Raw genomic sequence first — 26,920 nt, forward strand, 5'->3', positions numbered from 1 at the left:
CACTGCAGTCCTTTCACTTCCGGAGCCGTATCGTCGCCGCCTGCGAACGACAAACGGTATGGAGCGCCTCAATGAAGAATTTCGCCGTCGGGAGCAGGTCATTCGTATTTTTCCTAACCGCGAGTCAGTCATCCGCCTCATGGGTTCTGTTCTCATGGAGCAGGACGAAAAGTGGTCGAACGGCCGGCGCTACCTGAGAATGGATGACTATTTTGACTGGAAAGCGAAACAACCCAAAGTGGCTAATTCCAGTAAAGTGACAGCCATTTATCCAGGATAATCAACCCTATCCTGGCTGAGGTAATTTACACATAAAAAAAGACTTGACCTACGTTCAGATTGCATCCTTCTTTATGATCAACTGTTTCAGCGTCAGTTTACGCAGCACTTCATCGTTCATATCTACCCCTGTCCCTGGTTTGTCTGAAACAGATATATAACCGTTTTTCACCTGTATTTCTGGTTCAATGATATCCTGTTTCCAGTATCGTGATGAGGAAAAAAGATCCCCCGGCAGCGTAAAACCTGGAAGCGAAGCGAGCGCCACGCTGTGAGCCCTTCCTATTCCAAATTCAATCATCCCGCCGCACCAGACCGGAACGCCATGCTGCCTGCACAGGTCATGAATCTTTACGGCTTCCGACCAGCCGCCGACACGGGCCATTTTAATATTGACGACCCGGCAACTGTTCAGGGCAAGAGCCGCCCTGCAGGCAGCTAAACTGTCAATACTTTCATCCAGACAAATCGGGGTTATTATTTCTTGCTGCAGCCTGGCATGATCTACCAGATCGCGCCAGGCGAAAGGCTGCTCAATCATTTGCAGATGGAATTCATCCATTTTTTTCAGATGATCAAGATCTTTCAGGGAATAGGCAGAGTTAGCGTCTGCCATCAGTTCAGCCTTTGGAAAATGGTGTCGCAGAGCAACAAGCATCTGCAGATCATTTTCACGAGAGATTTTTATTTTGTAGCGTTTATAACCCGCTGCGGAAAGGCGCTCAATCTGTCGGGCGGCTCTAGATGGATCTGCCTCAGCGATTACCGCTCCGGCTTCTACCCTTTTTCGCGTCGCACCAAACAAGTGACTGATCGAAACCTCTTTTTCCCTGGCATAAAGATCCCACAGTGCCTGGCTCAGTCCGGACCTTGCCATCTGATTACCACGGACTCGCTTTGAGAGTCTTTCCGCCTCTATTGGCGTTGTTAGTCTATGCTTTAGAATAAGCGGAATCAGAAAATCCTTCAGCGCGTGCCAGCACGTGGTTATTGTTTCTTCTGTATACCAGGGACTGGTAAACGGATCAGCTTCACCCCATCCGACTGCCCCGTCAGAATCACGGATTTCAATGATAATGGCCTGTCGTTTGCCAACCTTCTCGAGATGGGTGATAAACGGCGTGTTCAATGGCGACTCGATTAAATGCAATGTCACGCTTGACAGATTCATTTTTTCCTCTCACTGCCCTCTTCTGTCCAAATCAGAAAATGCCGGACGATATCGATGTAGGCACAACGCTTTTCCAGATGCACATTATGCCCGGCTCCTGTCACAGGAATCCATTCAGAGTGGGGCAGGAGCTGGTCCATTTTGCGGGCTATCCTGCAGAATTTTTCATCCAGACGTCCCGTGATCAGAAGTACAGGCATCTCTGCATGGGGCAGGTCGTCCCACCAGGATGGCTGTTGGCCGGTTCCCATCCCTCTCAGGCTGTTCGCCAGTCCTTTTTTCCGGTTAGCCAGACGTCCGCGCCTGACTTTTTTCCTGACCTCATCAGGCAAATTTTCCTGGCTCCTGAAAAGCGGGATGATCTCCCATTGATCAACAAACCGGCGAATCCCTTGTTGCTCCAGTGCAGCTGCCAGCCGGTTATCATGTGCCCTCCTGCTCACCCTTTCCTGCTCCGTACGCAGCCCGGGAGACGCACTTTCAAGAATCAGTGCATGAACGCGTTCCGGATGACGTGCCGCAAAACTGAGGGCAAGCCTTCCACCCATGGAGTATCCCAGCACAACAGCCTGGCTGATCTTCAGGTGATTCATGATTGCATCAAGATCTTCTGAGACCTCATCCATGGCATACCTGGCAGGCTGATCCGGCGCTTCTGTCGTACCATGTCCGATAATATCAACCCGTATCAAGCGAAAGTGGTCTGATAAGCGGGGGATAAGAAAGTCCCAGGCATGAAGACTTCCCGTAAAACCATGGAGGAGAACAACAGGTGAACCCTTCCCGGTATCTTCAATATGATAAACAACATCTCGAATGATCCATTTCACAGATTTAATCCCACCTTAATTGAGCAAGACGATCATGTACACGTGCATGCATCCGCTGATGATCACGGACGTTTTCAGAGCGGTCTGCCGGTACCTCGATAATCGTTACACCCTTACGTGTCATCGAATCAGCAAAAGCCTTTTCAAAAGTCGGCATATCCGAGGCTTTTTTATAATGCGCACCATAAAGATGGGCGGCATGGGCAAAGTCCATTCCATGCGGCGTACCGAACAGGCGTTCAAAGTACTCCGGACGTGTCGCCTGCGGAAGAAATGAAAAGATTCCGCCTCCATCATTATTGATCAGAATAATCGTCAGGTCGGCTTTGTTCTGTTTCGCTGCAAGAAGACCGTTCATATCATGAAAAAAGCTCAAATCACCGATCAAAAGTACGGTGCGCTTCAAGACCAGGCTGACACCGACAGCTGTAGACACAACGCCGTCAATCCCGTTTGCCCCGCGGTTGGCAAATAACCGGACATCGCGATCACTCGTAAACAGGAATGTATCGAGCTCACGAATGGGCATACTGTTTCCGGAAAAAAGAGAGGCCCCCGATGGAACCAGCCTGTTAAGTAGTCTGGCAAATACATTCATCTCAGTCAGTGAATCATCCTGCATATATTCCGAGTTAACGAATTTCGCAGTCTCATTTATCGCTTCCCAGTGCTTCAGCCAGTTTTGATCTGCTCTTCTGTCAAGGCAATTACTGAGTGCACTGCAGAACCATGTTTCATCGCAATAAATCATATGAGTAGCAAGCTGATCAGGATCACGCCAGCGCTGCCCGCTGTCGATCACCAGACAGGCTGCCTCCTGTCGTTTCAGCCAAAGTTTCAGCCCCTTTGAAACAGGTACGGCTCCGAACCGAATGATCAGATCCGGACAGAGGGCAGATGCTGCCTTTTCATCACGTAAAAAAGTATCATAGCAGTCCACAACATGCCGCACAGGAGGCACTCCGCAGCGCAGTTGAGAAAGCGGATCCGCGAGAATCGGAAAACCCAGTCTTTCGGAGAACGAAGAAATGGCCTTTCTGAACCCCGTCGACTCCACCTCGCCGCAGATGATAACCCCACGTTTCGCACGCCCGATCAGCTGCACGTAATTGTTAAGCTCATGCTCCGGCAGTACGGGTTCTCCGGGACTCACGTGTACGGTTCTGTCTTCCGCCTGAAAATCCTTCAGTGATCCCCTGGCGGGAAGCAGCGGCTGACGCAGCGGTACATTCAAATGTACCGGACCGCGCGGACGCCTCATGGCTGTTGCTATGGCACGGGTACAGAGTCTTCGCGTATGATCCAGCAGACTCAGATCCTGTTCAGGGATTTCAATCTCATCAAATCGCTTGACATGGCTGCCATACATGTTCACCTGGTCAATGGTCTGAGGGGCTCCGGCGTCCTGCAGTTCATGTGGTCTGTCGGCCGTCAGGACAACGAGCGGAACCCTTGCATAATAAGCTTCAATGATGGCCGGATAATAATTTGCCGTGGCCGTTCCCGATGTACACAACAGAGCGACAGGCCTTCGCCTGGCTTTTGCCATACCAAGGGCAAGAAAAGCCGCAGAACGTTCGTCTATATCAAGGTACATGTGGATCTCCCGGTATTCAGCAAATAGCAGAGCAAGCGGTGTAGAGCGGGAACCCGGACTGATCACCACGTCGCTTATCCCATTTTTTATACAGGAATGAATAACCGACCGGAGATAGGCGGTCATGATTTTAGCATGTTCCAAAAGAAGACACCCCCAGTCCACTCATCATAGGTCTGAATTTCATCTGTGTCTCCCGGTATTCCGTTTCAGGTACCGAGTCTTTCACGATCCCGCATCCGGCATAAAGGATCGCCTTCTTCGGTTTGACCAGCCCGGAGCGGATACCTACAGCAAACTCCCCGTTACCTTCTGCGTCACACCAGCCTATTGGCGATCCGTACAGCCCTCTCCTCTCCGTTTCATTTTCCCGGATCCACTGAACAGCTGCCGTTCTCGGTAAACCGCCCAATGCCGGGGTAGGATGAAGACGGGAGACAAGGTCAAAGAGGGAGACGTCTCTTCTGCATCTCCCACATGCCGGGGTGTACAGATGCTGAACATCCCGGTTCTTCAGCAAAATCGGTTTTTCCGGAATAGCAACGCTGCTGCACAGATTCTGAAATACCTCTCTGATCATCGAGACGACATACTGATGCTCCTTCCTGTTTTTCTGATCATGGAGAAGTTTTCTCCCAAGTTCCCTGTCTTCTTCCGCATTTTTCCCGCGTGCAGCAGAACCGGCCAGACATGTAGAATACAGCTTATCCCCCTCCTTCCGTATCAGGCGTTCAGGCGTTGCTCCGATAAAATAATCCTGGCCGGATTCCTGACAGAAAATATAGTTCCCGCACTGCTCTTTTCTAAGCCTGTTCAACACCCGTTCTGATTTCGGCTTTTGATCATAATGCAGTTGAACGGTTCTTGCCAGAACAACTTTATCAATAGAGCCGGTCATTATATTCTGCAGCGCCTTATTGACCATGAATGACCAGGCGGCCATATCCTGTTTCTCGATGTGATCCGGATAGAACGGCCCGGAAGAAGGTGAATGGCTCGCCTTTTTCCTGAGAAGATCAGCCACCAGACGTTCCTTTTCTGTAAGCACAGCGTCCGGAGAACCAGATTTCGGGCAACAGACGTTTAGTGTAAGATATGAACATCCCTCAACGACAGTAAGTAAAAATTCGGGCAAATAGAAGCAACCGTTTCCAAACGCCTGCCATAAATTCATCCCGTTGTCTTCGCTTTCAAAAGAAAATCCGCCAAACAGAACCGGCCCGGTCGCTTCAATTCCTGTCACTCCGATCCTGTTCACCCCTGAGACAATATCGGACCAGTTATCTCTTATCCTCTGAAATCTCTGCGCTTCACCGGTTATATGTATGTTTTCCACAAATCCTAATCCTGCCATGATCAGTTGTCCGGAAGGATTCTCCCAGTAAAAGCGCTTCCCCTGGAACATCCCTTCACCCGACTGGTAAAAGGCGATCGGATCTGCCGATTGTATTTTTCTCGTCAGACTGACAAGCCGGCTGTCGTCATTTCCTGGCTGCCGGATCACCTGTGCGTGGTCTACCACTTGCGAAACCAAAAAACCACCTGCTATCTGTAAAATATGAACACTTCATGTCTTTTTAACGATAACGCTGTAACAAGAGACTTGTCAAAATTTTTATTTGCCCTGATCACTTCTGATTCAGAGTCCTTCAATGCACTCATCCTGCATGTGATATTTGTATTTTCCCGCAGAAACCCGGGCGCCGTCTCAATGAGAATTTCCGAGTTAAAACTACTGCAGAATAACAGGCAGATAACCTTCTGACATAAAGAACCCTTAATTTATCAGCGTTTTAATTGGATGATTGCATGTTTGCAGAGTATTTCCTTCTCAAGAATCGCGTGCCTCTGTTTTTTGTGGCATCATTTACGGACTTCTGGCGGGATATCTGCTTTTTCAGGGATTACCTCTTTTAACGCTGACTGGATTTAACCGTCCGTAACAGCATATTGGCATACGCCGCTGATCCAGTTTCGTTCAGATGAATGGTATCCGGTGCGAAATACTCAGGATGACCGGCACTTTCTTTGTACCAGTCGGCCAGCCGGACGTTATCAAAAACCCCGGCACTCTTACGCATGGTCTGGTTGACCTCACCCTCCCACGGTCTGGGTACACGGGTGGTTGTCAGAATAACCCGGGTTTTGGGGTCAATGGTTTCCATTAAATCATGCATTTGATTCATGGTGACCGGACCATTCGTTCCCAATTCTATAATCACGACCTGACCCGTTTTTTTCTGACTATTTAATGATTGGACAATCGATTTTGCTTCTGTGAACTGCCGCCCGACTTTTGCCTGTATCTCAATCTTTTTGAAGCGTTCTTCCAGATAAGGCTTAATGTCAAGCATCAGCGAATCCCCTATGGCTGTTACCCTTTGGCCTGATTCTTCCTCCAATTTGCGACCAGAAGCATGACCTGAATCACTGGAACGGGGCGTTTCACCGCGGGCGACTTGTGATTGACCCTTTGATTCTGATGAATCTCCCTTTTTATAAGGCTGCTCACTTTTCTCCTGATGTTCCTCTGCCGGTACATGCTTCTGCACAGAAATCGCCGACTCCCCGCTTCCGGCAGGCACGTTCCCGGAAGCCGCAGTTATACGCGTCTGTGACCAGGCAATTATACAGGATAAAGACAGAAACAGGAGAGACAGAGTCAGAGCTGTCGTACGCAGGCGTACACGACGTGGCTTTTTTAAAAAGTGGCTCTGAAACCATCTGCCGACCAAACCGGATCGAAAAGGATTCTCAATTAATTGCAGCGATAAAGTTGATACAATAATCACCAGGGCCGTTTCAACAAAGAAACGCGCAAAGCGTGGCATACCTGAATCAAAGTTATTCATTGATAGCATGATAATCGGAAACTGCCAGAGATACATCCCATAGGATCGAATGCCGATCCAGCGCAGGGGTTTCATCCCAAGAAATTTTCCCAGCCACGTAGACGGATGGGCACATGCGGCAATAACAGCAGCAGACGCCAGAGAGAGAAGGAACATACCGCCCTGATAGATAAAACGATCATATTCATTAGAAGTCATCATCAGGATAAGGATCAGTATGAAAGCCAGAACGCCTGCCAGATCAAGAAAGCGGATCGGCCATTTACGACCGGAATCGGTTAATTTTCTGCCTGACCACACCATAGCCAGTGCCGAACCGATAAGTATAGAGAAAGCCCGCGTGTCCGTACCATAATAAATTCGGCTTGGATCCGTACCCGGCTGATAGAGAAACGCCATCAAAACAGCAGAAAACAGGGCCATGAAGACGGTAATCACAAAAAGGTGACGCCTGATCTTTTTAAATTTCAAAACAATAATCAAAAATAATGGCCAGATCAGATAAAATTGTTCTTCAACGGCCAGTGACCAGAAATGAGTCAGCAATGACGGGTTACTAAAGCTGTCAAAATAAGATACATTATAAAATATATACCACCAGTTGCTGACATAGAAGATGGCTGCGACGGCATCCTTCCGGAAGTGAGCGATCAGATCCGGACGAAAAAGAATCAGCCAGATAAATAAAACAAACAGTATAAAAAATAGCGCAGGAAGCAGTCTTCTGGCCCGTCTTAGCCAGAACGTTTTTAAACTGATCCGTCCGTTTTTCTCCCATTCATTCAAAAGTATATCTGTGATCAGATATCCCGATAACACGAAAAAAATACTGACACCGAGCAATCCGCCACTTGCCCACGGAAAACCAAAATGATAAAAGATCACAGCAAATACAGCAATCGCCCGCAAACCATCAAGTCCGGGCATGTATCTTCTTTTATGTTTCGTCACGTTTTTCGAATTTGAAACATTATGTATGGCGTCCTGCATAACCTTTTTTTTCGGCTGGCCAGTCCGTTTATTCCATTGCCTCATCTGTTTATCAAGCCTCTCTGATGTCATTTACATCATCTAATTGGACTTTGCCGGGTTTCCAGGTGGAACATCAGATCCGTATAGTTCAATCACCGATTGATCCATCAGGATGAAAACACAATTCGGCTGTTCCTCTATCTGACCGGAACGGAACAGCCCGTCCTGATCTATTTATACTTCTGTAACAAAAATAAGACACTGACGTTCTATCCGTCAATGTCACTAATTCCCAAATCATACACGATCCTCTTGTTGTTATGAAAAAGTTATAAAAATGAAAGAAACAGTTAATGATTCAGAAGCTTCTTCATTGCAGCAATCAATTGATTCATTTCATTATCGGTACCGATTGTGACACGCAGATAATTCGAAATGCGTGGCTGGTGGAAGTATCGAACAAGTATCCCCTTCTGCTTTAATTGATTAAACAATTGCTCTGCTTCATAATCCGGATGCGTGATAAAAATAAAATTCGACTCAGACGGAATGATCTGAAAGCCAAGTTCCCGCAAACTTCTTTCCGCTTGCTCCCGGGTAGTGATGACGCGTTCAGCCATATGACGGGAATATGACAGGTCTTCTACAGCCGCCCGGGCACCGGTGAGCGCCAGCCTGTCTATCGTATAAGAGTTAATCGAATTTTTCAGCCGATTGAGTCCGTCAATCAATTCAGGGGATCCAAAGGCAAAACCGACACGGATTCCGGCAAGTGCGCAGAACTTGGAAAGGGTTTGAACAACAAGCAGATTCGGGTACTCTTTAACTAAAGGCACAACGGAAGTACCACCAAAATTAACATAAGCCTCATCGATAATCACGACACGGTCAGGATCAGCCTCAAGGATTTTCCGAATCGATTCCGTCGTGATCCCGCGCCCGGTCGGTGCATTCGGATTCGGAATGACAACCCCGCCGCCTGGCCGGCAAAAGTCCTGAACCGGAATCCGGAACGCCTCATCAAGAGGAATAATCTCAGGACGCAAGGCGCAAAGATCGGCATATACTTTATAGAAACTGTAAGTAATATCTGCAAACATCACCGGTTTTTCAGGAGAAAAAAAGCTCATAAAACTGAAAGCCAGAACTTCGTCCGATCCATTTCCGATAAACACATGGGCAGGAGATAAATGATAATGATCAGCAAGTGCTGCCCGCAGCTGTTCCGCTTCAGGATCAGGATAAAGGCGCAGACGGTCGTCGGCCGCTTCTTTAATGGCACGAATCACTTTTGGCGACGGTGGATAGGGATTTTCATTGGTATTCAGTTTTACATATTTTTTATCTTTTGGCTGTTCCCCCGGAACGTAAGGTTCCAGACGCTGTACACGTTCATTCCAGTACTTGCTCATAATACACCTCGTTGTTTAACCGGCAAAACCTGAAAAAATTTTTTCACAAAACTGATTATATCATATTCCCCGTGACGATGTGACGCTTTTCTTTTCAGTCTGGATGGTAATCAGTCGTTTGTATCCCGCTGTCAGGCACATGCCGAATGAAACGACTCCCATCAGAAGGCCGGCAAAAATAGTCACGGGTATCACGCCAAGCGGTACGGACAGAGCACCTCCTGCCAGTATCCCGATCACACAGCCCAGGAAGGAAAACATCTGCAGGATTCCGGCAGCACGCCCTCTGAAAGCAGGAGGCGTCACCAGGAGGAAAAGAGAACTGACGGGAATGTTCAGACACGAGTTGAGCAGGCCCAGGCCGATAACCCAAACAGATAAGGCATAAAGACCGGTCACCGGATAAATCAGTGAAACAACATAGATCAAAGCCATCCACAATCCAAGAACGACTCCTGAACTGACAATAAATTGTCCCGGACGGATCCGTTTAATCAGAAGGGGACCGACAAGAGATCCGGTTATTGCTCCGAAGCCGGTTAAAGCCTCGAGCAGACCATATTCAAAACCATTGACGCCAAAAACCTGAAGTTCAATCGCTATAGACGTGGCATTAAACACACCCGCAGCAAGCATCAGCACAAAAACAATGATAATGAGAAACTGTAATTCCGGTAATGTTGCGACCTCCTTCAGGCCGCAGGTAATCGATTGAAGGAGACGTTCCTTCTGTCTGCCTCCATTTGAGATACCATTAATTTGGGCAAATCGTGATGATACAAAAATCAGAAACGCTGAAATGAAAAAGGTGACAGCATCGATTATAAGAATATCTCCGCCCGGTATCAGAAGCAGCAATGCACCAGCTAATGGAGGTCCGATCAGATCTGTTGCCTGGCCAACTCCCTGAGACAGCCCGATGGCATCTGGTATTTTATCCTTAGCAACAATTTCAGAGATAAAAGCTGTTTTTGCCGGACTGAAAAATGCAGCACCTGTCCCCTGAAGAAAAATCAGGAGGAGAAGCACCTGCGGCTGATCCAGAAACAGGGTCATCGCGATAACCGTCAGTAACTGAAAATATTCACTCCCCATCATGACAGCAAATTTCGGCAGCCGGTCGGCAATTGTTCCGGCAAACAGACCAATAAGTATCATCGGGGTCATCTGAGCAAGCAGAACAAGACTGATCATCAGCGGGCTTTTTGCACTTGACCCAATCATAAACATGAGAACCGTCAGCGTCAGCGCGTTTCCGAAACGCGTGGTCAGTGTCGATAACCAGAGCATCAGATAAGCCCTATTATGAAGAAGCAAATCCATCATATTTTCATCCCTTCACATTAAAATATATGTACGTACAAATAAATTTGTACGTACGGCAAAAAATTATTCTGTACCTTCCCATCTATTCCATAGGAAACATGGTCAGATTCAGATAGCATTCTTCAACAGGTTCATCTGTTCTTCGTTTACTGGCCCGTTTAAGTAACTGGTAGATATCCATCAGTTTATCCGCCACGGCTCTCTTCTCCTCTTTTGTCAGCCTGACTGTATACGGAATCTGAATCATTTCATGCTTTCTGAGCTTCGCTTCAGTCAGTTTCTGACGCAGTTCCTCAAGTGATAGAAATGCACTCTCTTTTATTGCATCATCCAGTTGAGATACATCCTCTCCATTGAGCAAAGAAGCCATTTTCTCAAGGGAAAATGTTTCGGCGACAGGGAGATAAAACTTTTGCTGTATTCCGTTTTTCAGCTCGGTCCGTACGACTTCGACTAATCCGACCCGTTCAAGTTCGGTCAGGTGATAGCGAATCTTGGATGGGGCCATCTGAAATTCGTCTGCCAGCATCTTCCCCGTTTTTTCCTTTCCATTGAAAGACCAGAGGATCTTTACTCTGAGCGGATCACTCAATACTCTAAGCTGCTCCAGATCCTGAATATAATAAATGTTCTCCATATCAGCCATCCCGACTTATTAACGTACAATTAATTTTGTACGTTTGATAAAATAAATATACCTTTTCGCAAGTGTCGTGTCAAGGAGGCGTAAATCAACAAGCTCACTTACCCGGCCGATCTTTAATAAACCGGTCAACCAGCCGATTGAACACATCATACTGACGCATCGGTAACTGATGAAAGGCATGGTCAATATAGACGATTTCAGCACAACTGAGGGATGCAAAATATTTTTTATGCTTGCTGACGAAGCGGTCGCGTGTTCCATAAAGCACCAGAAGCGGTAACGATTGAAGACTCGGAAGCTGATCGACCGCATTAAAACATCTGCCCGCTCGATATAAATCCAGTACGGCCTGATACTCTGCCTTCATTGCATAGTGAAACAAATACTCCCGATCACTTTTCTTCACCTGGTGACTGAAGGCGAGCAGCAGACTTAATAGACGTTTTTGCTTCAGAATCATCAATAGCACTCCGGCCTGATATTCCCCGGAAAGAAGCAGCGAATCGACAGTTGGGTACCCGCCGGACAGAATCAGAGCACGTACGTCATCTCTGTAGTTACAGGCATACGCCAGAGCAATCAGTCCTCCATTAGAGTATCCGACAATGACCGGATCGGAAATATGCAGCGCCGTAATCAGTAATCGTAAATCACGGACATTTTCCGAAATAACGGTGTCATACCCTCTTGAAAAGCGATAACTGCTGCGTCCATGTCCGCGAAGGTCGTATAAGATGATCTGATAGTCACAGGCGAGTACTTTCTGGTAATGAAAAACAACATGCCCCATAAGCGGGGGATGCACGAAAACAATCGGCTGTCCCTCACCATACTTTTCATAATAAATGCGAATTCCATCAGCCTGTACGAATGGCATAAAATCCTCCGGCAAATAAAGTGAGACTCTCTTATAAGTATACCCATTCCCCATTGATGAACACTTCCGGTCTGGAAATTTCTGTGCTGAGACAAAACACAAATTCATAATCTCTGTTATGGGGAGAAAAGCCCGGTGGATCCTCGCCTCTGGTCTGGGATCGAGTCAGAGTGGGACTCACACGATAAGCCATAAAGTGAAAAAAGACAGGTGGGAGCAAAAAGTGACTTGCATCAACGGGAAAACATATATCAGGCGCATTGATGCGCTTCACAATCAGGTCTGGATCAACGGGGAAAAAGTCCTGGGCAATCTTTCCGAACACCCGGCATTTTCAGGGGTCATGAAAAGCCAGGCCAGACTGTATGATATGCAGTTTGAAAAAGCCTGTAAAAATATCTTGACTTTTTGTCCTGAAGGAAGCAGTAACCGGGCGGGCACCTCTTATCTGGAACCAAAGACAAAAAAAGATTTGGCAAAACGCAGGAAGTCTTTCCAGATCTGGGCGAAGGAAAGCGCAGGAATGATGGGGCGTTCACCGGATTATATGAATACGGTCGTCATGACCTTCGCCGCGTGCGCCGAATTATTCGGTGAAAAGAAATACAGTGATAATATGCGTCGTTTCTATAACTATTGTATGGAACAGGATATTTCACTGACGCACACCTTTATTCAGCCCCAGGTTAACCGGTCATCCGTTTACTTTGAAAGCAGTGAGGAACCGATTGCTGCACGGGTGATTGGCTCAGACAGCGAAGGAATCATCATTCATGGCGCAAGGCTGCTCGCAACGCAGGGCGGCATGACGGATGAACTGCTTGTCTTTCCGACAGGCGCATTCCACTTTGATGAAGCCTGTGCCTACGCGTTCTCAATCCCTTCAAACGCGCCCGGTCTGAAGTTCATCTGTCGCACGCCATTTTCAGGCGGGAACAGTCCGTACGATCATCCGCTCAGTTCTCGTTTTGATGAGCCTGACGCCCTCGTGATTTTTGATCATGTGACCGTCCCCTGGGATAGAGTTTTTCTGAATGGAAATGTCGAGATTGCAAGCCGGCTCTATACGGACAGCGGTTTTCTGCCGCAGCAGGTTCATCAGGTTACTTCGCGGAATATTGTGAAGACAGAATTCATTCTCGGCGTTGTTCAATCACTCGTCGATGCCATTCATATTGCAGAATACCACCATGTTCAGGAAAAAGTGACGGAAGTGATCGCCGCCCTTGAGATCCTGAAGGCCCTGTTAAGCGCTTCTGAAATTCATGCCGCTCCTGATCAATGGGGGACAATGACTCCGGACCGGGCCCCGCTGATGACGGCCATGCTTTACTTTCCGCGCATTTATCCCCGTCTGACAGAGATCGTGCAGCTGATCGGAGCAAGCGGACTCGTCTCCATTCCGGCCGAACGGGATTTCTCATCCTCAAACAAAGAGGATCTGAACCGATATCTTCAGGCATCAGATCGTAACGGATTTGATAAAGTCCGTTTGTTTCGCCTGGCCTGGGATCTGTCGATGAGCAGTTTTGCGGGAAGACAGATGCTGTATGAGCGCTACTTTTTCGGTGATCCGGTCAGACTTGCTTCCGGTATGTACCGGGATTACGATCGAAAAAAATACGTTTCCTGGATTGAATCATTTCTGAAACCGGAAAATTAGAACGGTCAGGCTGATCCTGAAGCCAGCCTGATTCCGGTGAACTTTTCTCTTTATCTGTCTGTTTGATCGGTTTTCTCATTACCCAGCATTTCATAACTCAAAAGAGCCATCTCCAGACAGTAACGCTTATCCGAATCAAAAAAATTCTCGCCAAGAATCGCTTTAATCTTATCAAGACGGTTATACAATGTCTGTCTGTGAATATACAGTTGACTGGCCGTCTCCCCCTTGGATCCCCTGTACCTGAAATAAACAGACAGAGTATGGACCAAGTCCAGATGGTGGGTCTGGTCATACGCAATCAGTTTACCAAGATGATCGGATAGAAAGGCCCTTAAGAACGATTCAGGCACCGCCTTCAACAATTGATAAATACCCATATCCTCATAAAAACAGCAGGATTTCATACTGTCTGTTGACTGAGACACCTCAATCACCTGACAGGCTTCCTTAAAACATTGGCCTGCCTCAGTCAGCCGCCTGCGTATTTTACCGAAACCGGCATGAAAAACCAGTCCCCCAAGTGCCTGATCAGCGAAATGCCTGAGCCCGTCAATTAATCTTTGAATGCCGTTTCTGAGAGAAGCCGGTGATTGCTCATTTACTTTCTCCCTGGCACATAAAATATAAATCTGGTTATTTTGCATCATCATCAGATGATGCATCCGGTAGCGTTTCAGTAACGAACGGGTCAGCACGGAAATGTCCTGATTAATCGTTTCCATCCGCTCCGGTCCTGCTTCGAGCACATTATGTTTAAATTCTATGATGCCCCCGATAAATAAATAATTCCCTTCGGCCATGGACAGGAGACCCATCCGCATACGTGCCTGATCTTCATTATCAATCCGCCGGCTGATGAGGTCCTGTATCAGTTCATTTTGATTTCTCAGGATCTTTTCTTCAAGAAACTGCGTTCTGAGGAGGACTGTTGCCACCGCTTTAACCGTATAATCCAGGAGAAGGGTCATATATTCTGAAGGGCTGGGCTGATAAAAGATGATACCGACGAATGAAAAAACCTGGCCAAAACAAATCACCGGCTGAATCAGAATGAAGTGACTGTCATCCATCTGCCAGACTTTCGTTTCCTGCAATTGTCCGGAATAAGAGATTTTATCATGAAAGAAGGCATTAATCTGCTCCGCCTCCCTTTTACCCACTGCCGGAAAATACTTATTGGTATTGATCGATGAAAGATAAATAATCTGTCTTCCTGAATAACTCTGCAGCAGACGGAGGATAGCCGGAATATCGGAACTCTGTAAAATCAGATGCTGCTGCTGCTGAGAGAACTTTTCAAGATTTTTCATCAGCCCAAAATGCCGGTTGATCAGATAAGAGTGGATATCCTGAGTAATTTCTTCGAATCTGACAGGCTGCCTGAACAAGATTAACGGGAAATGACAGGCATCGCAAAGGTCAATCACTTCATCAGGTATTTCATCAATAGTTGTCCCGAATTCGATGCACAGCCCGGCTGTCTCATGTTCAATAAGCTGACGCATATACTCAAGCCCGGATTGGACCGATCGCTTCAGCCATAATCCTGTGGTTAAAATCAGGTCATTTTTACTGACATAGGGCGCAGCATGGGTAATCTCCAGGATATGAACCCAACGGACTTCGCGGTAAATACCGTCTTTCCCGGCAATTAGTTTTGACCGGCCGAATAAAGGACGTTCCAGAACATCTTTAACGCTGAAAGACATCTCTTCAACCATTTATGATCCCGCCCTTTATGTCATATTTTATATCATAAATTGTTATTTTACATACCATTTATCAAAAATGTCAATTTCATTGTCAAATAAGTAGACACAATGTATGATGCATTCCATCCAAATTCTTTGTACTATTCTAACTATAGGATAACATACACCGATCAGTTGATCTCACACAAGGCGATCAGGCTGTAATGACCGGTGGATCCAGTCCGAATATCAGAAGGGGGAATGGAAAGTGATTATCGGAATACCTAAGGAACTGAAGAACAATGAACGTCGTGTGGCTATTACACCGGCAGGTACGTTCCATCTGGTTCAGGAAGGCCATACGGTTTATGTGGAAACAAACGCAGGCGCAGGTGCAGGTTTTTCTGACGAAGAATATAAATCTGCAGGGGCTGAAATCACATCGGCGGAAAAAGCATGGTCTTCAGAAATGGTCATTAAAGTCAAAGAACCGGAACCTGAAGAATACCATTTCTTCCATGAAGGGTTAATTCTGTTCACCTATCTGCACCTTGCTCCTGCCGCCGGAGAAGCTCTGACAAAAGCACTTGTTGCCAGCAAAGTCGTTTCTATTGCTTATGAAACGGTCCAGCGTGCGGACAAAGTTCTTCCTCTCCTTCAGCCCATGAGCGAAGTAGCCGGAAGAATGGCGGTCCAGATCGGCGCTCAGTATCTGGAAAAATTCAGTGACGGGGCCGGCAAAGGCATTCTCCTCGGCGGCGTCCCCGGGGTTTCACGCGGCAAAGTCACGATTGTCGGTGGCGGCATCGTTGGGACAAATGCAGCAAAAATTGCGGTTGGACTTGGTGCAGATGTCACCATCCTTGATATCAGTGCCGACCGTCTCCGCGACCTGGATGATATTTTCGGTACCTCTGTGAACACGGTGATGTCCAATCCCTATAACATTGCCGAAGCCGTGAAAGACGCTGACCTTGTTGTCGGCTGTGTTCTGATTCCCGGTGCAAAGGCTCCAAAACTCGTTACAGAAAAAATGGTGGCTGCCATGCCAAAGAACTCTGTTATTGTGGATGTTGCCATTGACCAGGGAGGTATTGTTGAAACATCGGATCACAGTACCACACATGATCACCCGACTTATATCAAGCATGATGTGATCCATTACGCAGTAGCCAATATGCCGGGTGCTGTGCCAAGAACGTCGACTCTGGCACTGACAAATGTAACCATCCCTTATGCAGCAAAAATTGCGGCGAAAGGTTACGTTAAGGCATGCCTCGAAGATGAAGCCCTGCTGAAGGGTCTGAATACGCTGGACGGTTATGTGACCTTTAAAGCAGTGGCTGACGCACACGGTTATGAATATAAAAATCCGCATGATCTTCTGGCCACAGCCAGCCATGCCTGACAGAACGTCCATTTTACGAAAACCTGACCATGCAAAAGATCCTCCTGCGAAAACAGGAGGATCTTTTGCACATGAAATGTTAAGAAAAAAAGTCTGGTGCCAGCCATGGCCTGCCAATTGACAGGTACCCTGTCGTGAAAAACAGGTTCCGAAGTCACATAATATGTCATATATCCGCTATTTTCCAGGAGTTCTGTTGCCGAATTCACAGTTGAGCAAGCCATGTCTGAAAGGATGCATCAGAAGGCATACGCCAGTCGCCTCTTGGTGACAGGCTGACCGTGCCGACTTTTGGCCCGTCCGGAATAGCAGAACGTTTAAATTGCTGTGTAAAGAACCGTTTCAGAAAGACCTTCAGCCATTTACGTATGGTTTTTTCATCGTACACACCGGAAAATGCTGCTTTCGCCAGAAATAAAATACGTTCCGGTGTAAAAGAACAACGGATAAAGTAATAGAGAAAGAAATCGTGTAGTTCATAGGGACCAACAATATCTTCAGTTCTCTGAATGAGTTTCCCCTCAGCACTCTTTGGAAGCAGTTCAGGCGTGACCGGCGTTTCAAGTATATCGAGAAGAATGGATGCCGTTTCCTTCGGAGTCTCCCTGTCTGCGGCGTATCTGACCAGATATCTGACCAGGGTCTTAGGAACCGAGCAGTTCACTGCATACATGGACATTTGATCCCCATTGTAGGTACTCCAGCCAAGGGCCATTTCTGAAAGATCCCCTGTTCCGATCACCAGTCCCCCCTCCTTATTAGCCATGTCCATAAGAATTTGTGTGCGTTCACGTGCCTGGACATTCTCATACGTCACATCATGCACCTCAGGGTCATGTCCGATATCCTTAAAATGCTGCAGACAGGCAGCAACAATATTGATTTCACGGAAATCAGAACCGATCTGTTTACAAAGGTCAACAGCATTTCTGTAGGTTCGGTCGGTTGTTCCAAAACCCGGAAGCGTCACTGTGATGATATTTTTGGGGGGAAGTCCGATCAGATCGAATGTTTTCGCGATAACAAGCAGGGCAAGAGTGGAATCCAGCCCACCGGAAATGCCGATAACCGCTTTTTTTAATCCGGTATGTTCCATACGTTTAGCCAGTGCTGCCGTCTGAATACTGAAAATTTCTTTGCAGCGTGCTTCCCGCTTCCCTTCGTCTGCAGGAACGAAGGGATGCTGCGGCACTTTTCGGTCAAACGTTCCGAATGACAGCTGATCAAACTCGAAGTGAATATCTACCGGCTTCCACGGGACCACCGACCTTGCTTCCCGGAAACTGATATTTTTTATCCGCTGGAGATTCAGCCTTTCCACGTCAATCAGCGATGTTAGGACCTGATTTTCTCTTTGAAAGCGTTGATTGGCATTCAGTATTTTTCCATTCTCGGAAATGAGCATTTCGCCGTCGAATACGACATCCGTTGTCGATTCGCCAGTTCCGGTACCTGAATAAATATAGGCGGACACGCAGGAAGCGCTCTGGGAAGAAACAAGCTGTTTCCGGTAATCGGACTTACTGACCACTTCGTTTGAAGCAGAAAGATTACCGATAATATTCGCTCCGGCAAGGCTGAGGTGACTGCTTGGCGGCACAACGCTCCATAAATCTTCGCAGATTTCAAAAGCAAATTGAAAAACACCGGCATGGAACAGCAGATTCACTCCGAAAGGTACGTTTTTCTGGAAGGGAAGATCGACTGTTTCGCTGATAATGTCGCGACCATGTGTAAACCAGCGCATTTCATAAAATTCTTCATAATTCGGGATGTAACTCTTCGGGACAATACCCAGAATACGCCCATGGAACAAAATATAAGCGCAGTTATAAACGGACGTATGGACATTCAGAGGGGCGCCTGCAGCGATCACGATATCTTTATTCTTTGAAAAAGCGCATAAATCTTTAATCCCTTGCTCCGCCTGATCCAGAAGTGTTTCCTGCAGAAACAGATCTGCGCAAGTATACGATGTCAGGCACAGTTCCGGGAACACGACAAGCTTTGCCTCCTTCTCAAGCGCCATACTGATGCACGTCTTAATGTTTTCTACATTGGCAGCCACATCGGCAACACGGGTTACCGGGCATGCGGACGCAACCCGGATGAAATTCATAGACGTCATTTAAGAACCTCCGATATCGGATATTTGTCTGTTTCAATTTGACTTTCTTAAAAAAATGGCCTCCCTTGAATTCGAGAGGCTTTTTCTATTTGTGTCCGATTATCCATACAATTCAGGTTCATTTTAGAACCCCTTACAAGGATTGTCAAACAGTCCATGCGTGAACAGGATCGCAGCCATCAATGCTGCATGGCTGTTTTCAGGATATAATCCCGTGCACGGAGTCCGATCCTCTGAATTGTATTCAGAACGGCCTGCCTGTCTTTTACTCCTTCAGAAAGGACAGCCAGATACAGATCATGCCCCTGATAAGTGAAAAGCGCCGCGTCATGATCGACTTCATTCATTTCACCGGTCTTATTATAGACTTTTACAGGATCAGGAAGTTCGTCAAATAATGCGGGGAGCTTATGACGAAATTGCTGATGCAGAAACCAGTTCCCGATTTCTTCGGATACAGGTTGTCCTCCGGGAAAAATAAGTTCTATAGCGCGACATGCATCGTGAGCGCTGATCATATTTTTCTTCCCCGCTTTTTCAGCAGCTGTATCCATCATTTTCCTTTCCATCCGTAAGTCTGTAAACCCATGCTGCCTGGCCCAGGTCTGAACAGGGCCTATGCCTAATAGATCCAGCATGAGATTAGTTGCCGTATTATCCGACACATTGATCATCAGAGCAAGCAGATCTCGGACCGACCAGTCCCGCCCGCTTAAGATCTGCAGGACACCCGAACCGCCAACTCTGTTTTCATCAGGAAGTCTCACTTTTCGGTCAAAAAAGTCCGAATCCGACAACGACCTGTGAACCGCATACAACAGAATTGGCAATTTAATCAGGCTGGCCGACAACATCGGAACATCAGCATGATGAGCATAGTGGAAACCTGTTGAACCGACTGCTTCGACCGCTATATGATGACCAAAAGGTTTTACAAGCGCTGATAAATCATGTGTAAATGCTTCATCCGGATTCATGTGTCTGCCCTTCCTTCACTGACGCGTCGATGATACCATTATTCCTTCCAGTAGCGTCTGACAGCACACAGTTCTTTCTCCAAGAGGGTGCCGGAAAGTGTCGTCAGACTGACAATTTTACCAGGGGTCGGGGAATGGATCATTTTTCCGTCGCCTGCATAGATACCCACGTGATGAACGTACCCTTTTCCTTCCTCATAGGCGAAAAACAGCAAGTCTCCCGGAAGCATGTCATCTTCTGGAATCGGCAGGCCATACCTGGACTGATCATCAGCATCGCGGGGAATCAGGTATCCGGCAGCTCTCAGCATCGAATAACTGAATCCGGAACAATCATATCCATAGGCACTCATTCCCGACCACAGGTAGGGCAGATCCATGAATCTAAACGCATTTTTAACGATTTCATGTCCGGTAAGCGGTGCCCTTCTGGCTGGAAAAGCAACGGCATTGCGATGAATATAGCCCTCGCCAGCCGGGCTGAGTACCTTAACGACCCTGTCGTCCTCGCTGACCAGCGGAAGACAGGTTCCAAAGCTGAGTTCAAACACCGGTTCACCACGTTTCCGGTACAACCGGGCGAATTTACTCTGAACCATCACCCTTTCCATTCCTGCAGGATCATACCGGGTATCTGCAATATGTGCCCGTCGCATCCAGCCGGGATAACCGCGCTTATCTTTCGCTGAACTCTGGGAAGGAACCACAACTTTTACCCAGTCTCCGTGCGTTTCATCAATAATGACCTCATCTCCAAACAGAACCTGAGACTGAAGACGCTTTTCCCGGCATAATGCAATCTTCTCTTCGTTTGTCATTTGTCTGAGCCATGCGGATAAATCCGGTATATCACTGAAAGCATGTTGATCAACAGGTCTTACAGACCCCGGATTCGTCCATACAGTCGCTACAGGTACGGAAACCCATTTTCTTCCCATTGCCGGCACCTCCTCTCTTATTCTTTTACATTAGCCGCGCAATCAGCAACCCGATTACCTTCATCTTTAGAAAACCACTTTATGGATGCCGAGCCCTGGTGCATCCGGCAGGAAGATTTCGTTCTTTCGGACACGGATGCCGCCGTTGACCGGATCTGAGGCAAACATCATCGGAGCGTCCACATCACAGCGAGTCACATTCTTTTTAGCAGCTGCAAAATGACAGGCTGCTGAAACCGCCACTTTGGATTCTATCATACATCCGATCATGCATTTTATACCGTATGCCTCTGCCAGATTGTTGATTTTCTCCGCTCCTGTTATCCCGCCGGCCTTCATTAATTTAATATTTATGATATCGCATCCGCGCATCGCCAGAAGCCGCGCAGCATCTCCTGGACTAAAAACACTTTCATCAGCCATGATTGGCGTTTCTACGCTGTCAGTGACCTGTTTCATACCTTCAAAGTCCCAGGCAGGAAGCGGCTGTTCGACAAGTTCAATATTGAGATCCATCCGTTCCATTTTTCGGATCGCCGAAATGGCTTGTTTGACAGTCCAGCCCTGATTGGCGTCGAGGCGTAATTTCACATGGCTGCCGACCGCTTTCCTGATACCTGTAACCCGCTCTATATCCTCCGCCGCTGTGGCTGCGTTGCCCACCTTAATTTTCAGCGTATTGAACCCTTTATCGACCAGATTCCGAGCATCCTGTATCATCTCATCTTTCGGATTCACGCTGACCGTATAATCTGTTTCAATCCGATTCGTATAACCCCCGAGCAGCTGATAAAGCGGCATGCCGGCAAGTTTACCGAGACAGTCGAAAACCGCAATGTCAAGAGCCGCTTTTGCGCTTGTATTATGTACCATCGCTTTTTCCAGAATGTCGCTGATCCGTTCCCGATGTTCAATGGAAAGGCCGATGAGTTGTGGGCGGATAACCTGCATAATGGCATAATCTATGCTTTCAAGGCTGTCTCCTGTGATCACATGCGTGGGAGGTGCCTCACCAAAACCGACGGTGCCGTCATCACAGGTAACAAATACAATGATACTTTCTGCTGTCGAGACGGTTCTCAGTGCCGTTTTAAAGGGCTTGATCAGTGGAACGGTTAATTTTCTGGTATGAATATCAACGATTTTCATGTTATCCCTCTGTTCACTTATTTCACACCCGGTTGAATCCACAGCTGCTTTCTGTCTGCGTCAAGTAAGGCTCCTGTACCCAGTGGCACAGCAAAGTGGGGCTGGCAGTGGCCAATCAGGAAACCACCTAAAGCCGGTTTGTCAAGAGGTAAAAGATAGCTGCTGATCACCTCTTCAATGGAGACAGATTCCTGTTCATCAGATGTCTCGATCCGGAAATTTCCAACAATAAAGCCGGCAGCCTGTGCCAGTTTACCCGAAAGACGCAGCTGATTAAGCATACCATCAACACGATAAGGGGCTTCCCCCGTATCTTCTATCAAAAGAATTTTATTTCTCGTGTCAATTTCAAAAGGTGTCCCCAGCGAACTCACCAACAGAGACAGATTACCACCGACCAGCTCCCCTTCCGTGCTTCCGCAGCAAAGGGTTTGAAGAGGCGATACAGATTCATCATATCTTAGCGTAGCCGGTTCGAACAGCTGTGAGAACAACTGTCTGGAAAGTAAGGGTACATTTTCCAGTCCCAGATCCGATGCAAGCATGGGACCGTGAAAAGTCACCAGCCCGGTATTCTGCCTGATCGCTGTATGAAGAAAGGTAATATCACTGTAACCCCAGAAAATTTTCGGATGAGAACGAATCAGCTGATAATCAATCCGGTCAGCAAAGCGGGCTGTTCCATAACCGCCGCGTGAACAGATAATCGCTTTACAGCGGTCATTGGCAAACATTTCATGCAGATCACTTAACCGATGCTCGTCAGGACCCGCCAGATAGCCCAGTGATTCACCTGCATGTTTCCCGAGAAGTATCTTGAATCCGAGCTCACGCAGCCAGCTGAGCGCTCTTTCCAGATTCACAGGGTCAGGAGGACCTGCCGGACTGATGATACCGATTGTGTCTCCTTCGTCCAGGTGAGTCGGTAAGATCATAACCATCGTCCCCTATTCATCAATCAGACATAAAGCCGTTTCCACAGGACGGGAACGACTTTATGATCCGGGTTTATATCACTGACAAATCGATCGAAATAGTTCTATGAAATTAATATTAACGTGTTTTTACATAGATAACAAGATATTTCTGAATAGAAGATTAATATCCGGATAGTGCCTGAGGATGTAATTGAGCTCTTCGCTCTGACCCGCCTGAGATCACTTTTCTCTGTCTGTGAATATTAATTTTATTCCTGCAGAACAATAACATGACTCCAGAAATATGAATCCGGTGTATGTATTGATGTTGAAAGGAAAATGGATGACTCGACGTAATAAGGCTTATCTGAGCTGTTTCGGAACCGTACAGATCTATAAACGCAATCCCATTGTGATCGCCTGGTGGTCGGCAGCCTTCCCGGGTTTTGGACATATGCTTCTGAACATGCATTTAAAGGGCAATATTCTGTTTCTGTGCGAAATTCTCATCAATGTCTTTTCCAGATTAAACCTGTCTATGATGTATACATTCACAGGAGCATTTGAAGAGGCCGGACTCGTGCTTGACCCCAGATGGTCGCTTATCTACCTGCCTTTTTACTCCTTTTGCATCTGGGACAGCTACCGCTCAGCAGTTGACATGAATAAACTGACCTGTCTGGTTGATCCGGAGCCTGTCCGGATGAAAGTATTTGATATGAATGACTTTGAGATCTGTTATCTGGACAAGCGGATCCCCTGGATTTCAGCGGCGTGGTCTCTCCTGTTTCCCGGTCTGGGCCAGCTATATGCCCGTCGTACATTGACGGCTTTCTCTCTCCTGCTCTGGACATTAGTTATTACTTATTTTTCGCACGACCTGCAGGGACTGGTACTCCTGATGAACGGCTGCGTGACTGAATCTACGCAGGTCATTGATATGGAATGGATTCTGTTTTTTCCCTCACTCATTTTCGGATCCGCCTTTGATGCCTATACCTCCACGATTGCCTCCAACCGGCTCTTTGATAAGGAACTGGATGATTATCTGAAGGACAACTGGTCGCCGGACTGGCGTTTCCTGTATAAGAAGGGCAGGATGTATCCTTGAAAATCATACTGGCCATGTTTGAACATTCTATCTTCGTTGAGATCGCTTTGACTTCCCTGAAAAACATGGAACACGGGCTAAAAAATATAGGTGCTGTTCCTCTGAAACATCCGCCCGGTCATTCCAAACCGTATGATGGGAAAAGTTTTGTGGATTTAGGGTTTGTTTCAGGTACAGTGGCTGGCGTAATCGGGGCATGTATCGGTTACAGATTGTACCCTGGTCCGATTCTCTGGGGAATCAGCGCAAGTCTGATTGGTTTTGTCGTTGGTCTCTTCGTTGATTATATCTATACAAAATTCAAGCGGCACAAAGAACCGGTTTCAAAAATACTTCTGCTCATCTCCTGCGAAGACAGGCTGCAGGATGCTGTTGAAGAATTGATGTGGAAAAATCAGGCATCAGGTGTTGCCGTTATCGATATTCGGCTCTAAACCTGCTCCTCCGGCTCCTTCTGATTCGAACGTTTCATTTCTGCCTGACAGCTTTTACAGTACCCGTAAATTTCAAATTTATGACCGGTCACTTTGAATTCAGGATCAAGTGTCGAAAGGTCCCGCATCGGGCAGACCTCGATGGTTTTCGTTTTACCGCAGCGAAGACAGATCAGATGATGGTGATGATGCTCCGAACAATGGAACTGAAAAACTTTTTCGCCGTCAAGTTCTGTTTCCTCCAGAATCAGCAGATCTCTGAACAATGAAAGATTACGATAAATGGTATCAAAGCTCAATCCTGGATAATTATCTTTCAGGGCGTTCTGAATATCTTTAGCGGATAGATAGCCCGTTTTACTTTCAAACAGATCCAGGATATCTTCACGTTTATCTGTATGTTTAAAACCCTTTGTTTTTAACAGGTTAAGTGCTTCATTCTTATTCATTTTTGCCACCCTCTGATTTTCACCTGTATCCCATTCAATAATAAATTTCTTAATACCAGCATAACAACTTTTTCATCGAAAAAACAGAGATCAACACCGATTTCCCTTTGAATACGAAAAAGAGGCCTTCCCATTAAAGGCCTCTTTTTATACCTGCAGGATGAATTACCACAGGAAACCAAGTGCAAATATCGCAGCGATCGAAGCCAGAGCAACAGGAACACCCCAGCCCCAGCCCCATAAAAACAAACCGGGTCCGTCATGACCGATATCCTCTTCAGGTGTCAAATAAGCAAATTGCCCGTCAACATGATTCAGCGTCCCGCGATGAACCGAACCATCATGACAGCGAATCTCGACACACTGATTGAGTAAACCTCTGCATCTCTCATGCAGATCGTCATAAGCCAATGGATTACCCCCTCACGCATTGTACTTCTCCCCTATATTATGAACAAACACATTTCGGAGGCGCGGCACCTGTCCATTCATCAGGCGGATATTCTTATCCCCGTACATGATCCGCCCTGCTCTGTGATGACCAATTTTCAATATTCCAGACTTTTGTTACCCATCGTTTGAAAAAGCTGCTTTCATGGCTGACGACAAGAACAGTCCCGGTATATTTCTCCAATGCTTCACTTAATGCTTCCTTCGCATCGACATCCAGATGATTCGTCGGCTCGTCAAAAATAAGGACATTGCTTTTCAGGAGCATCAGTTGCCCAATTCTCACTTTGGTCTCCTCGCCCCCGCTTAACGTGTTCATCGGCTGGCGCATATGTTCGGCATAAACCCCGCACTGCGCCAGATGCTGACGAATCACTTTTTCTTCCAGACGGGGAAATTGCTCTTTCATCCATTCAAGTGGCGTCAGATCCGGAGGTGCAGAAATCTGTGCAAAATAACCAGGCATCACCCGATCCCCTGTAACCACTCTGCCGGACAATGGCGGGATCAAACCAAGCAGTGTTTTTAAAAAAGTGGTTTTACCAATCCCGTTATGGCCAACCAGTGCGATCTTTTCCCCGCGAATGATTTCCGCATCTACAGGAGGAAGGAGCGGATGATCATATCCTGCCGTTAGTCTTTTAGCGGCGAAGATCGTCCGCACAGGCTGTCTGTCGACTTTGAAATGGAAGGAAGGCTTTCGAACGGTCGCAGGGGGATCCATGCGCTCTATTTTATCCAGCTGTTTTTCACGACTTTTTGCCTGCCGGGCGGTAGCAGTCCGCACCTTATTTTTCTGGATATACGTTTCGAGTTTCTTTATATTTCGCTGCTGCTGTCGATAGGCGATCTCCAGCTGTTCCTGGCGCAGTTCATGCTGTTTCATAAAAGAGTTGTAATTACCGACGTAGCGTATCAGTTCATGATTTTCAAGATGATAAACGACATTTGCGATACGGTTCAAGAAAGCTGTATCATGCGAAACAACGATAAACGCATGCGGATAATCTCTCAGATAGTCTGTCAGCCAGTTAATATGTGCCACATCAAGATAATTAGTCGGTTCATCAAGCAATAACATCTCAGGCGCTTCAAGCAATAGCCTGGCCAGGCACAGTTTTGTCAGCTGACCGCCACTCATCCGATTGACAGGGGTATCCATACCCAGGGCCGACAGTCCAAGACCCTCAGCCATTTCACTGATTCTGGCGTCAATGGTGTAAAAGTCATGAGCCAGCAGCTTATCCTGAAGTCTGCCGTATTCATCAATCCACGCCGGATCAACATCCGGCTGCTGCATTTTCATAGTCAGTTCATTCATCCGTGATTCGGCATTCAGAAGATCCTGAAAGGCACTTTTCATAAAGGTATAAATCGTATGATGCTTTCGAAAATGAAGATGTTGTTCAATCAGCCCAATATGCAGATTGCGCCTTTTTTCAATGCTGCCGCCGTCAGCAAGCAGCTGCCCTGTCAGTAATTTCAGGAAAGTTGACTTACCCGCCCCGTTTCTGCCGACGAGCGCAATATGTTCGCCCTCGAGCAGCCTGAAATTCATTTTTCTGTAAATCAGTTTGTCACCATATGAAAAAGATACATTTTTTGCTTCAACCAATAACATATTTCTTCCCCTTTCATGG

At 47.0% G+C, this 26,920-nt stretch carries 23 protein-coding genes; 5 read left to right on the forward strand and 18 right to left on the reverse strand.

Annotated elements, in window-relative coordinates; genetic code table 11:
* Positions 1-280, forward strand: a 280-nt coding sequence (locus tag EWH91_RS08015; protein ID WP_206184312.1) for a transposase, incomplete at its 5' end; no start/stop codon positions are given.
* A 54-nt stretch (positions 281-334) separates the two neighbouring features.
* Here EWH91_RS08015 and menC read toward each other — a convergent pair.
* The 9 genes from menC to EWH91_RS08060 form a co-directional block, all read right to left on the reverse strand.
* Entirely contained in the window at positions 335-1,450 is a 1,116-nt protein-coding gene (gene menC / locus EWH91_RS08020) for an o-succinylbenzoate synthase (protein ID WP_129929522.1), read from the reverse strand.
* The gene (gene menH / locus EWH91_RS08025; protein ID WP_129929523.1) at positions 1,447-2,280 is read right to left on the reverse strand and encodes a 2-succinyl-6-hydroxy-2,4-cyclohexadiene-1-carboxylate synthase; all 834 of its coding nucleotides are present in this window, start codon (positions 2,278-2,280) and stop codon (positions 1,447-1,449) included. Before menH ends, menC begins: the two co-directional genes overlap by 4 nt.
* Before the next feature lie 4 nt (positions 2,281-2,284).
* Entirely contained in the window at positions 2,285-4,021 is a 1,737-nt protein-coding gene (gene menD, locus EWH91_RS08030) for a 2-succinyl-5-enolpyruvyl-6-hydroxy-3-cyclohexene-1-carboxylic-acid synthase (protein WP_129929524.1), read from the reverse strand.
* Positions 4,008-5,411 carry an isochorismate synthase gene (locus tag EWH91_RS08035; RefSeq protein WP_129929525.1) on the reverse strand — a complete coding sequence of 468 codons (1,404 nt, stop codon included), beginning with the start codon at positions 5,409-5,411 and terminating at the stop codon, positions 4,008-4,010. Before EWH91_RS08035 ends, menD begins: the two co-directional genes overlap by 14 nt.
* 379 nt (positions 5,412-5,790) lie before the next feature.
* Complete coding sequence (locus EWH91_RS08040; RefSeq protein ID WP_165364279.1) at positions 5,791-7,764, reverse strand: acyltransferase family protein; 1,974 nt, start codon at positions 7,762-7,764, stop codon at positions 5,791-5,793.
* 287 nt (positions 7,765-8,051) lie between these two features.
* Complete coding sequence (hisC, locus tag EWH91_RS08045; protein ID WP_129929527.1) at positions 8,052-9,113, reverse strand: histidinol-phosphate transaminase; 1,062 nt, start codon at positions 9,111-9,113, stop codon at positions 8,052-8,054.
* A 60-nt stretch (positions 9,114-9,173) separates the two neighbouring features.
* Positions 9,174-10,436 (reverse strand): MFS transporter, encoded by a 1,263-nt coding sequence (locus EWH91_RS08050; protein ID WP_165364280.1) that lies wholly within the window; start codon positions 10,434-10,436, stop codon positions 9,174-9,176.
* An 85-nt stretch (positions 10,437-10,521) separates the two neighbouring features.
* Entirely contained in the window at positions 10,522-11,076 is a 555-nt protein-coding gene (locus EWH91_RS08055; protein WP_129929529.1) for a winged helix-turn-helix domain-containing protein, read from the reverse strand.
* Positions 11,077-11,179: 103 nt separating this feature from the next.
* Positions 11,180-11,962, reverse strand: a complete 783-nt coding sequence (locus EWH91_RS08060) for an alpha/beta fold hydrolase (protein WP_165364281.1) — start codon at positions 11,960-11,962, stop codon at positions 11,180-11,182.
* Positions 11,963-12,185: 223 nt separating this feature from the next.
* Between EWH91_RS08060 and hpaB the strand changes: the two genes are divergently transcribed.
* On the forward strand, positions 12,186-13,625 hold the full coding sequence (gene hpaB, locus EWH91_RS08065) for a 4-hydroxyphenylacetate 3-monooxygenase, oxygenase component (protein WP_129929531.1): 1,440 nt from the start codon (positions 12,186-12,188) through the stop codon (positions 13,623-13,625).
* A 50-nt stretch (positions 13,626-13,675) separates the two neighbouring features.
* Here the strand turns inward: hpaB and EWH91_RS08070 are convergent, their stop codons facing one another.
* Complete coding sequence (locus EWH91_RS08070; RefSeq protein WP_129929532.1) at positions 13,676-15,349, reverse strand: PucR family transcriptional regulator; 1,674 nt, start codon at positions 15,347-15,349, stop codon at positions 13,676-13,678.
* Positions 15,350-15,587: 238 nt separating this feature from the next.
* On the opposite strand from EWH91_RS08070, the gene ald reads away from it, so the two are divergent.
* A complete protein-coding gene (gene ald / locus EWH91_RS08075; protein WP_129929533.1) occupies positions 15,588-16,727 on the forward strand; it encodes an alanine dehydrogenase in 1,140 nt (379 codons plus the stop codon).
* 205 nt (positions 16,728-16,932) lie between these two features.
* On the opposite strand, the gene EWH91_RS08080 is transcribed toward ald, so the two are convergent.
* The 5 genes from EWH91_RS08080 to EWH91_RS08100 form a co-directional block, all read right to left on the reverse strand.
* Positions 16,933-18,855, reverse strand: a complete 1,923-nt coding sequence (locus EWH91_RS08080) for an NAD(+) synthase (protein ID WP_129929534.1) — start codon at positions 18,853-18,855, stop codon at positions 16,933-16,935.
* A 179-nt stretch (positions 18,856-19,034) separates the two neighbouring features.
* Positions 19,035-19,832 (reverse strand): serine hydrolase, encoded by a 798-nt coding sequence (locus tag EWH91_RS08085; RefSeq protein WP_129929535.1) that lies wholly within the window; start codon positions 19,830-19,832, stop codon positions 19,035-19,037.
* 38 nt (positions 19,833-19,870) lie between these two features.
* The gene (locus tag EWH91_RS08090; RefSeq protein WP_129929536.1) at positions 19,871-20,770 is read right to left on the reverse strand and encodes a C40 family peptidase; all 900 of its coding nucleotides are present in this window, start codon (positions 20,768-20,770) and stop codon (positions 19,871-19,873) included.
* A 66-nt stretch (positions 20,771-20,836) separates the two neighbouring features.
* Positions 20,837-21,919 (reverse strand): mandelate racemase/muconate lactonizing enzyme family protein, encoded by a 1,083-nt coding sequence (locus EWH91_RS08095; protein ID WP_129929537.1) that lies wholly within the window; start codon positions 21,917-21,919, stop codon positions 20,837-20,839.
* Positions 21,920-21,936: 17 nt separating this feature from the next.
* Positions 21,937-22,854: a S66 peptidase family protein gene (locus EWH91_RS08100; RefSeq protein WP_129929538.1), complete on the reverse strand. Its 918-nt coding sequence runs from the start codon at positions 22,852-22,854 to the stop codon at positions 21,937-21,939.
* Between the two features lie 325 nt (positions 22,855-23,179).
* On the opposite strand from EWH91_RS08100, the gene EWH91_RS08105 reads away from it, so the two are divergent.
* Both EWH91_RS08105 and EWH91_RS08110 read left to right on the forward strand, forming a co-directional pair.
* Positions 23,180-23,947, forward strand: coding sequence for a hypothetical protein (locus EWH91_RS08105; protein WP_129929539.1), 768 nt, complete (start codon positions 23,180-23,182; stop codon positions 23,945-23,947).
* Positions 23,944-24,381: a hypothetical protein gene (locus tag EWH91_RS08110; RefSeq protein ID WP_129929540.1), complete on the forward strand. Its 438-nt coding sequence runs from the start codon at positions 23,944-23,946 to the stop codon at positions 24,379-24,381. Before EWH91_RS08105 ends, EWH91_RS08110 begins: the two co-directional genes overlap by 4 nt.
* Here EWH91_RS08110 and EWH91_RS08115 read toward each other — a convergent pair.
* The 3 genes from EWH91_RS08115 to EWH91_RS08125 form a co-directional block, all read right to left on the reverse strand.
* Entirely contained in the window at positions 24,378-24,830 is a 453-nt protein-coding gene (locus tag EWH91_RS08115) for a Fur family transcriptional regulator (protein ID WP_129929541.1), read from the reverse strand. The genes EWH91_RS08110 and EWH91_RS08115 overlap by 4 nt on opposite strands.
* Positions 24,831-24,995: 165 nt before the next feature.
* Positions 24,996-25,241, reverse strand: a complete 246-nt coding sequence (locus tag EWH91_RS08120; RefSeq protein ID WP_129929542.1) for a hypothetical protein — start codon at positions 25,239-25,241, stop codon at positions 24,996-24,998.
* Positions 25,242-25,335: 94 nt separating this feature from the next.
* Positions 25,336-26,901, reverse strand: coding sequence for an ABC-F family ATP-binding cassette domain-containing protein (locus EWH91_RS08125; protein ID WP_129929543.1), 1,566 nt, complete (start codon positions 26,899-26,901; stop codon positions 25,336-25,338).
* Positions 26,902-26,920: the final 19 nt, after the last annotated feature.

The organism is Sporolactobacillus sp. THM19-2, from assembly GCF_004153195.1.
Lineage (GTDB): Bacteria > Bacillota > Bacilli > Bacillales > Sporolactobacillaceae > Sporolactobacillus.

Bases quoted from the DNA above. Each gene is read 5' to 3' on its own strand.
- EWH91_RS08105 (WP_129929539.1), top strand. From the start codon at position 23,180: ATGACTCGACGTAATAAGGCTTATCTGAGCTGTTTCGGAACCGTACAG.
- EWH91_RS08060 (WP_165364281.1), bottom strand. From the start codon at position 11,962: ATGCCATTCGTACAGGCTGATGGAATTCGCATTTATTATGAAAAGTAT.
- EWH91_RS08070 (WP_129929532.1), bottom strand. From the start codon at position 15,349: ATGGTTGAAGAGATGTCTTTCAGCGTTAAAGATGTTCTGGAACGTCCT.
- EWH91_RS08055 (WP_129929529.1), bottom strand. From the start codon at position 11,076: ATGGAGAACATTTATTATATTCAGGATCTGGAGCAGCTTAGAGTATTG.
- EWH91_RS08050 (WP_165364280.1), bottom strand. From the start codon at position 10,436: ATGGATTTGCTTCTTCATAATAGGGCTTATCTGATGCTCTGGTTATCG.
- EWH91_RS08080 (WP_129929534.1), bottom strand. From the start codon at position 18,855: ATGACGTCTATGAATTTCATCCGGGTTGCGTCCGCATGCCCGGTAACC.
- EWH91_RS08085 (WP_129929535.1), bottom strand. From the start codon at position 19,832: ATGAATCCGGATGAAGCATTTACACATGATTTATCAGCGCTTGTAAAA.
- EWH91_RS08090 (WP_129929536.1), bottom strand. From the start codon at position 20,770: ATGGGAAGAAAATGGGTTTCCGTACCTGTAGCGACTGTATGGACGAAT.
- EWH91_RS08115 (WP_129929541.1), bottom strand. From the start codon at position 24,830: ATGAATAAGAATGAAGCACTTAACCTGTTAAAAACAAAGGGTTTTAAA.
- EWH91_RS08040 (WP_165364279.1), bottom strand. From the start codon at position 7,764: ATGAGGCAATGGAATAAACGGACTGGCCAGCCGAAAAAAAAGGTTATG.
- EWH91_RS08095 (WP_129929537.1), bottom strand. From the start codon at position 21,919: ATGAAAATCGTTGATATTCATACCAGAAAATTAACCGTTCCACTGATC.
- EWH91_RS08100 (WP_129929538.1), bottom strand. From the start codon at position 22,854: ATGATCTTACCGACTCACCTGGACGAAGGAGACACAATCGGTATCATC.
- menC (WP_129929522.1), bottom strand. From the start codon at position 1,450: ATGAATCTGTCAAGCGTGACATTGCATTTAATCGAGTCGCCATTGAAC.
- hisC (WP_129929527.1), bottom strand. From the start codon at position 9,113: ATGAGCAAGTACTGGAATGAACGTGTACAGCGTCTGGAACCTTACGTT.
- EWH91_RS08125 (WP_129929543.1), bottom strand. From the start codon at position 26,901: ATGTTATTGGTTGAAGCAAAAAATGTATCTTTTTCATATGGTGACAAA.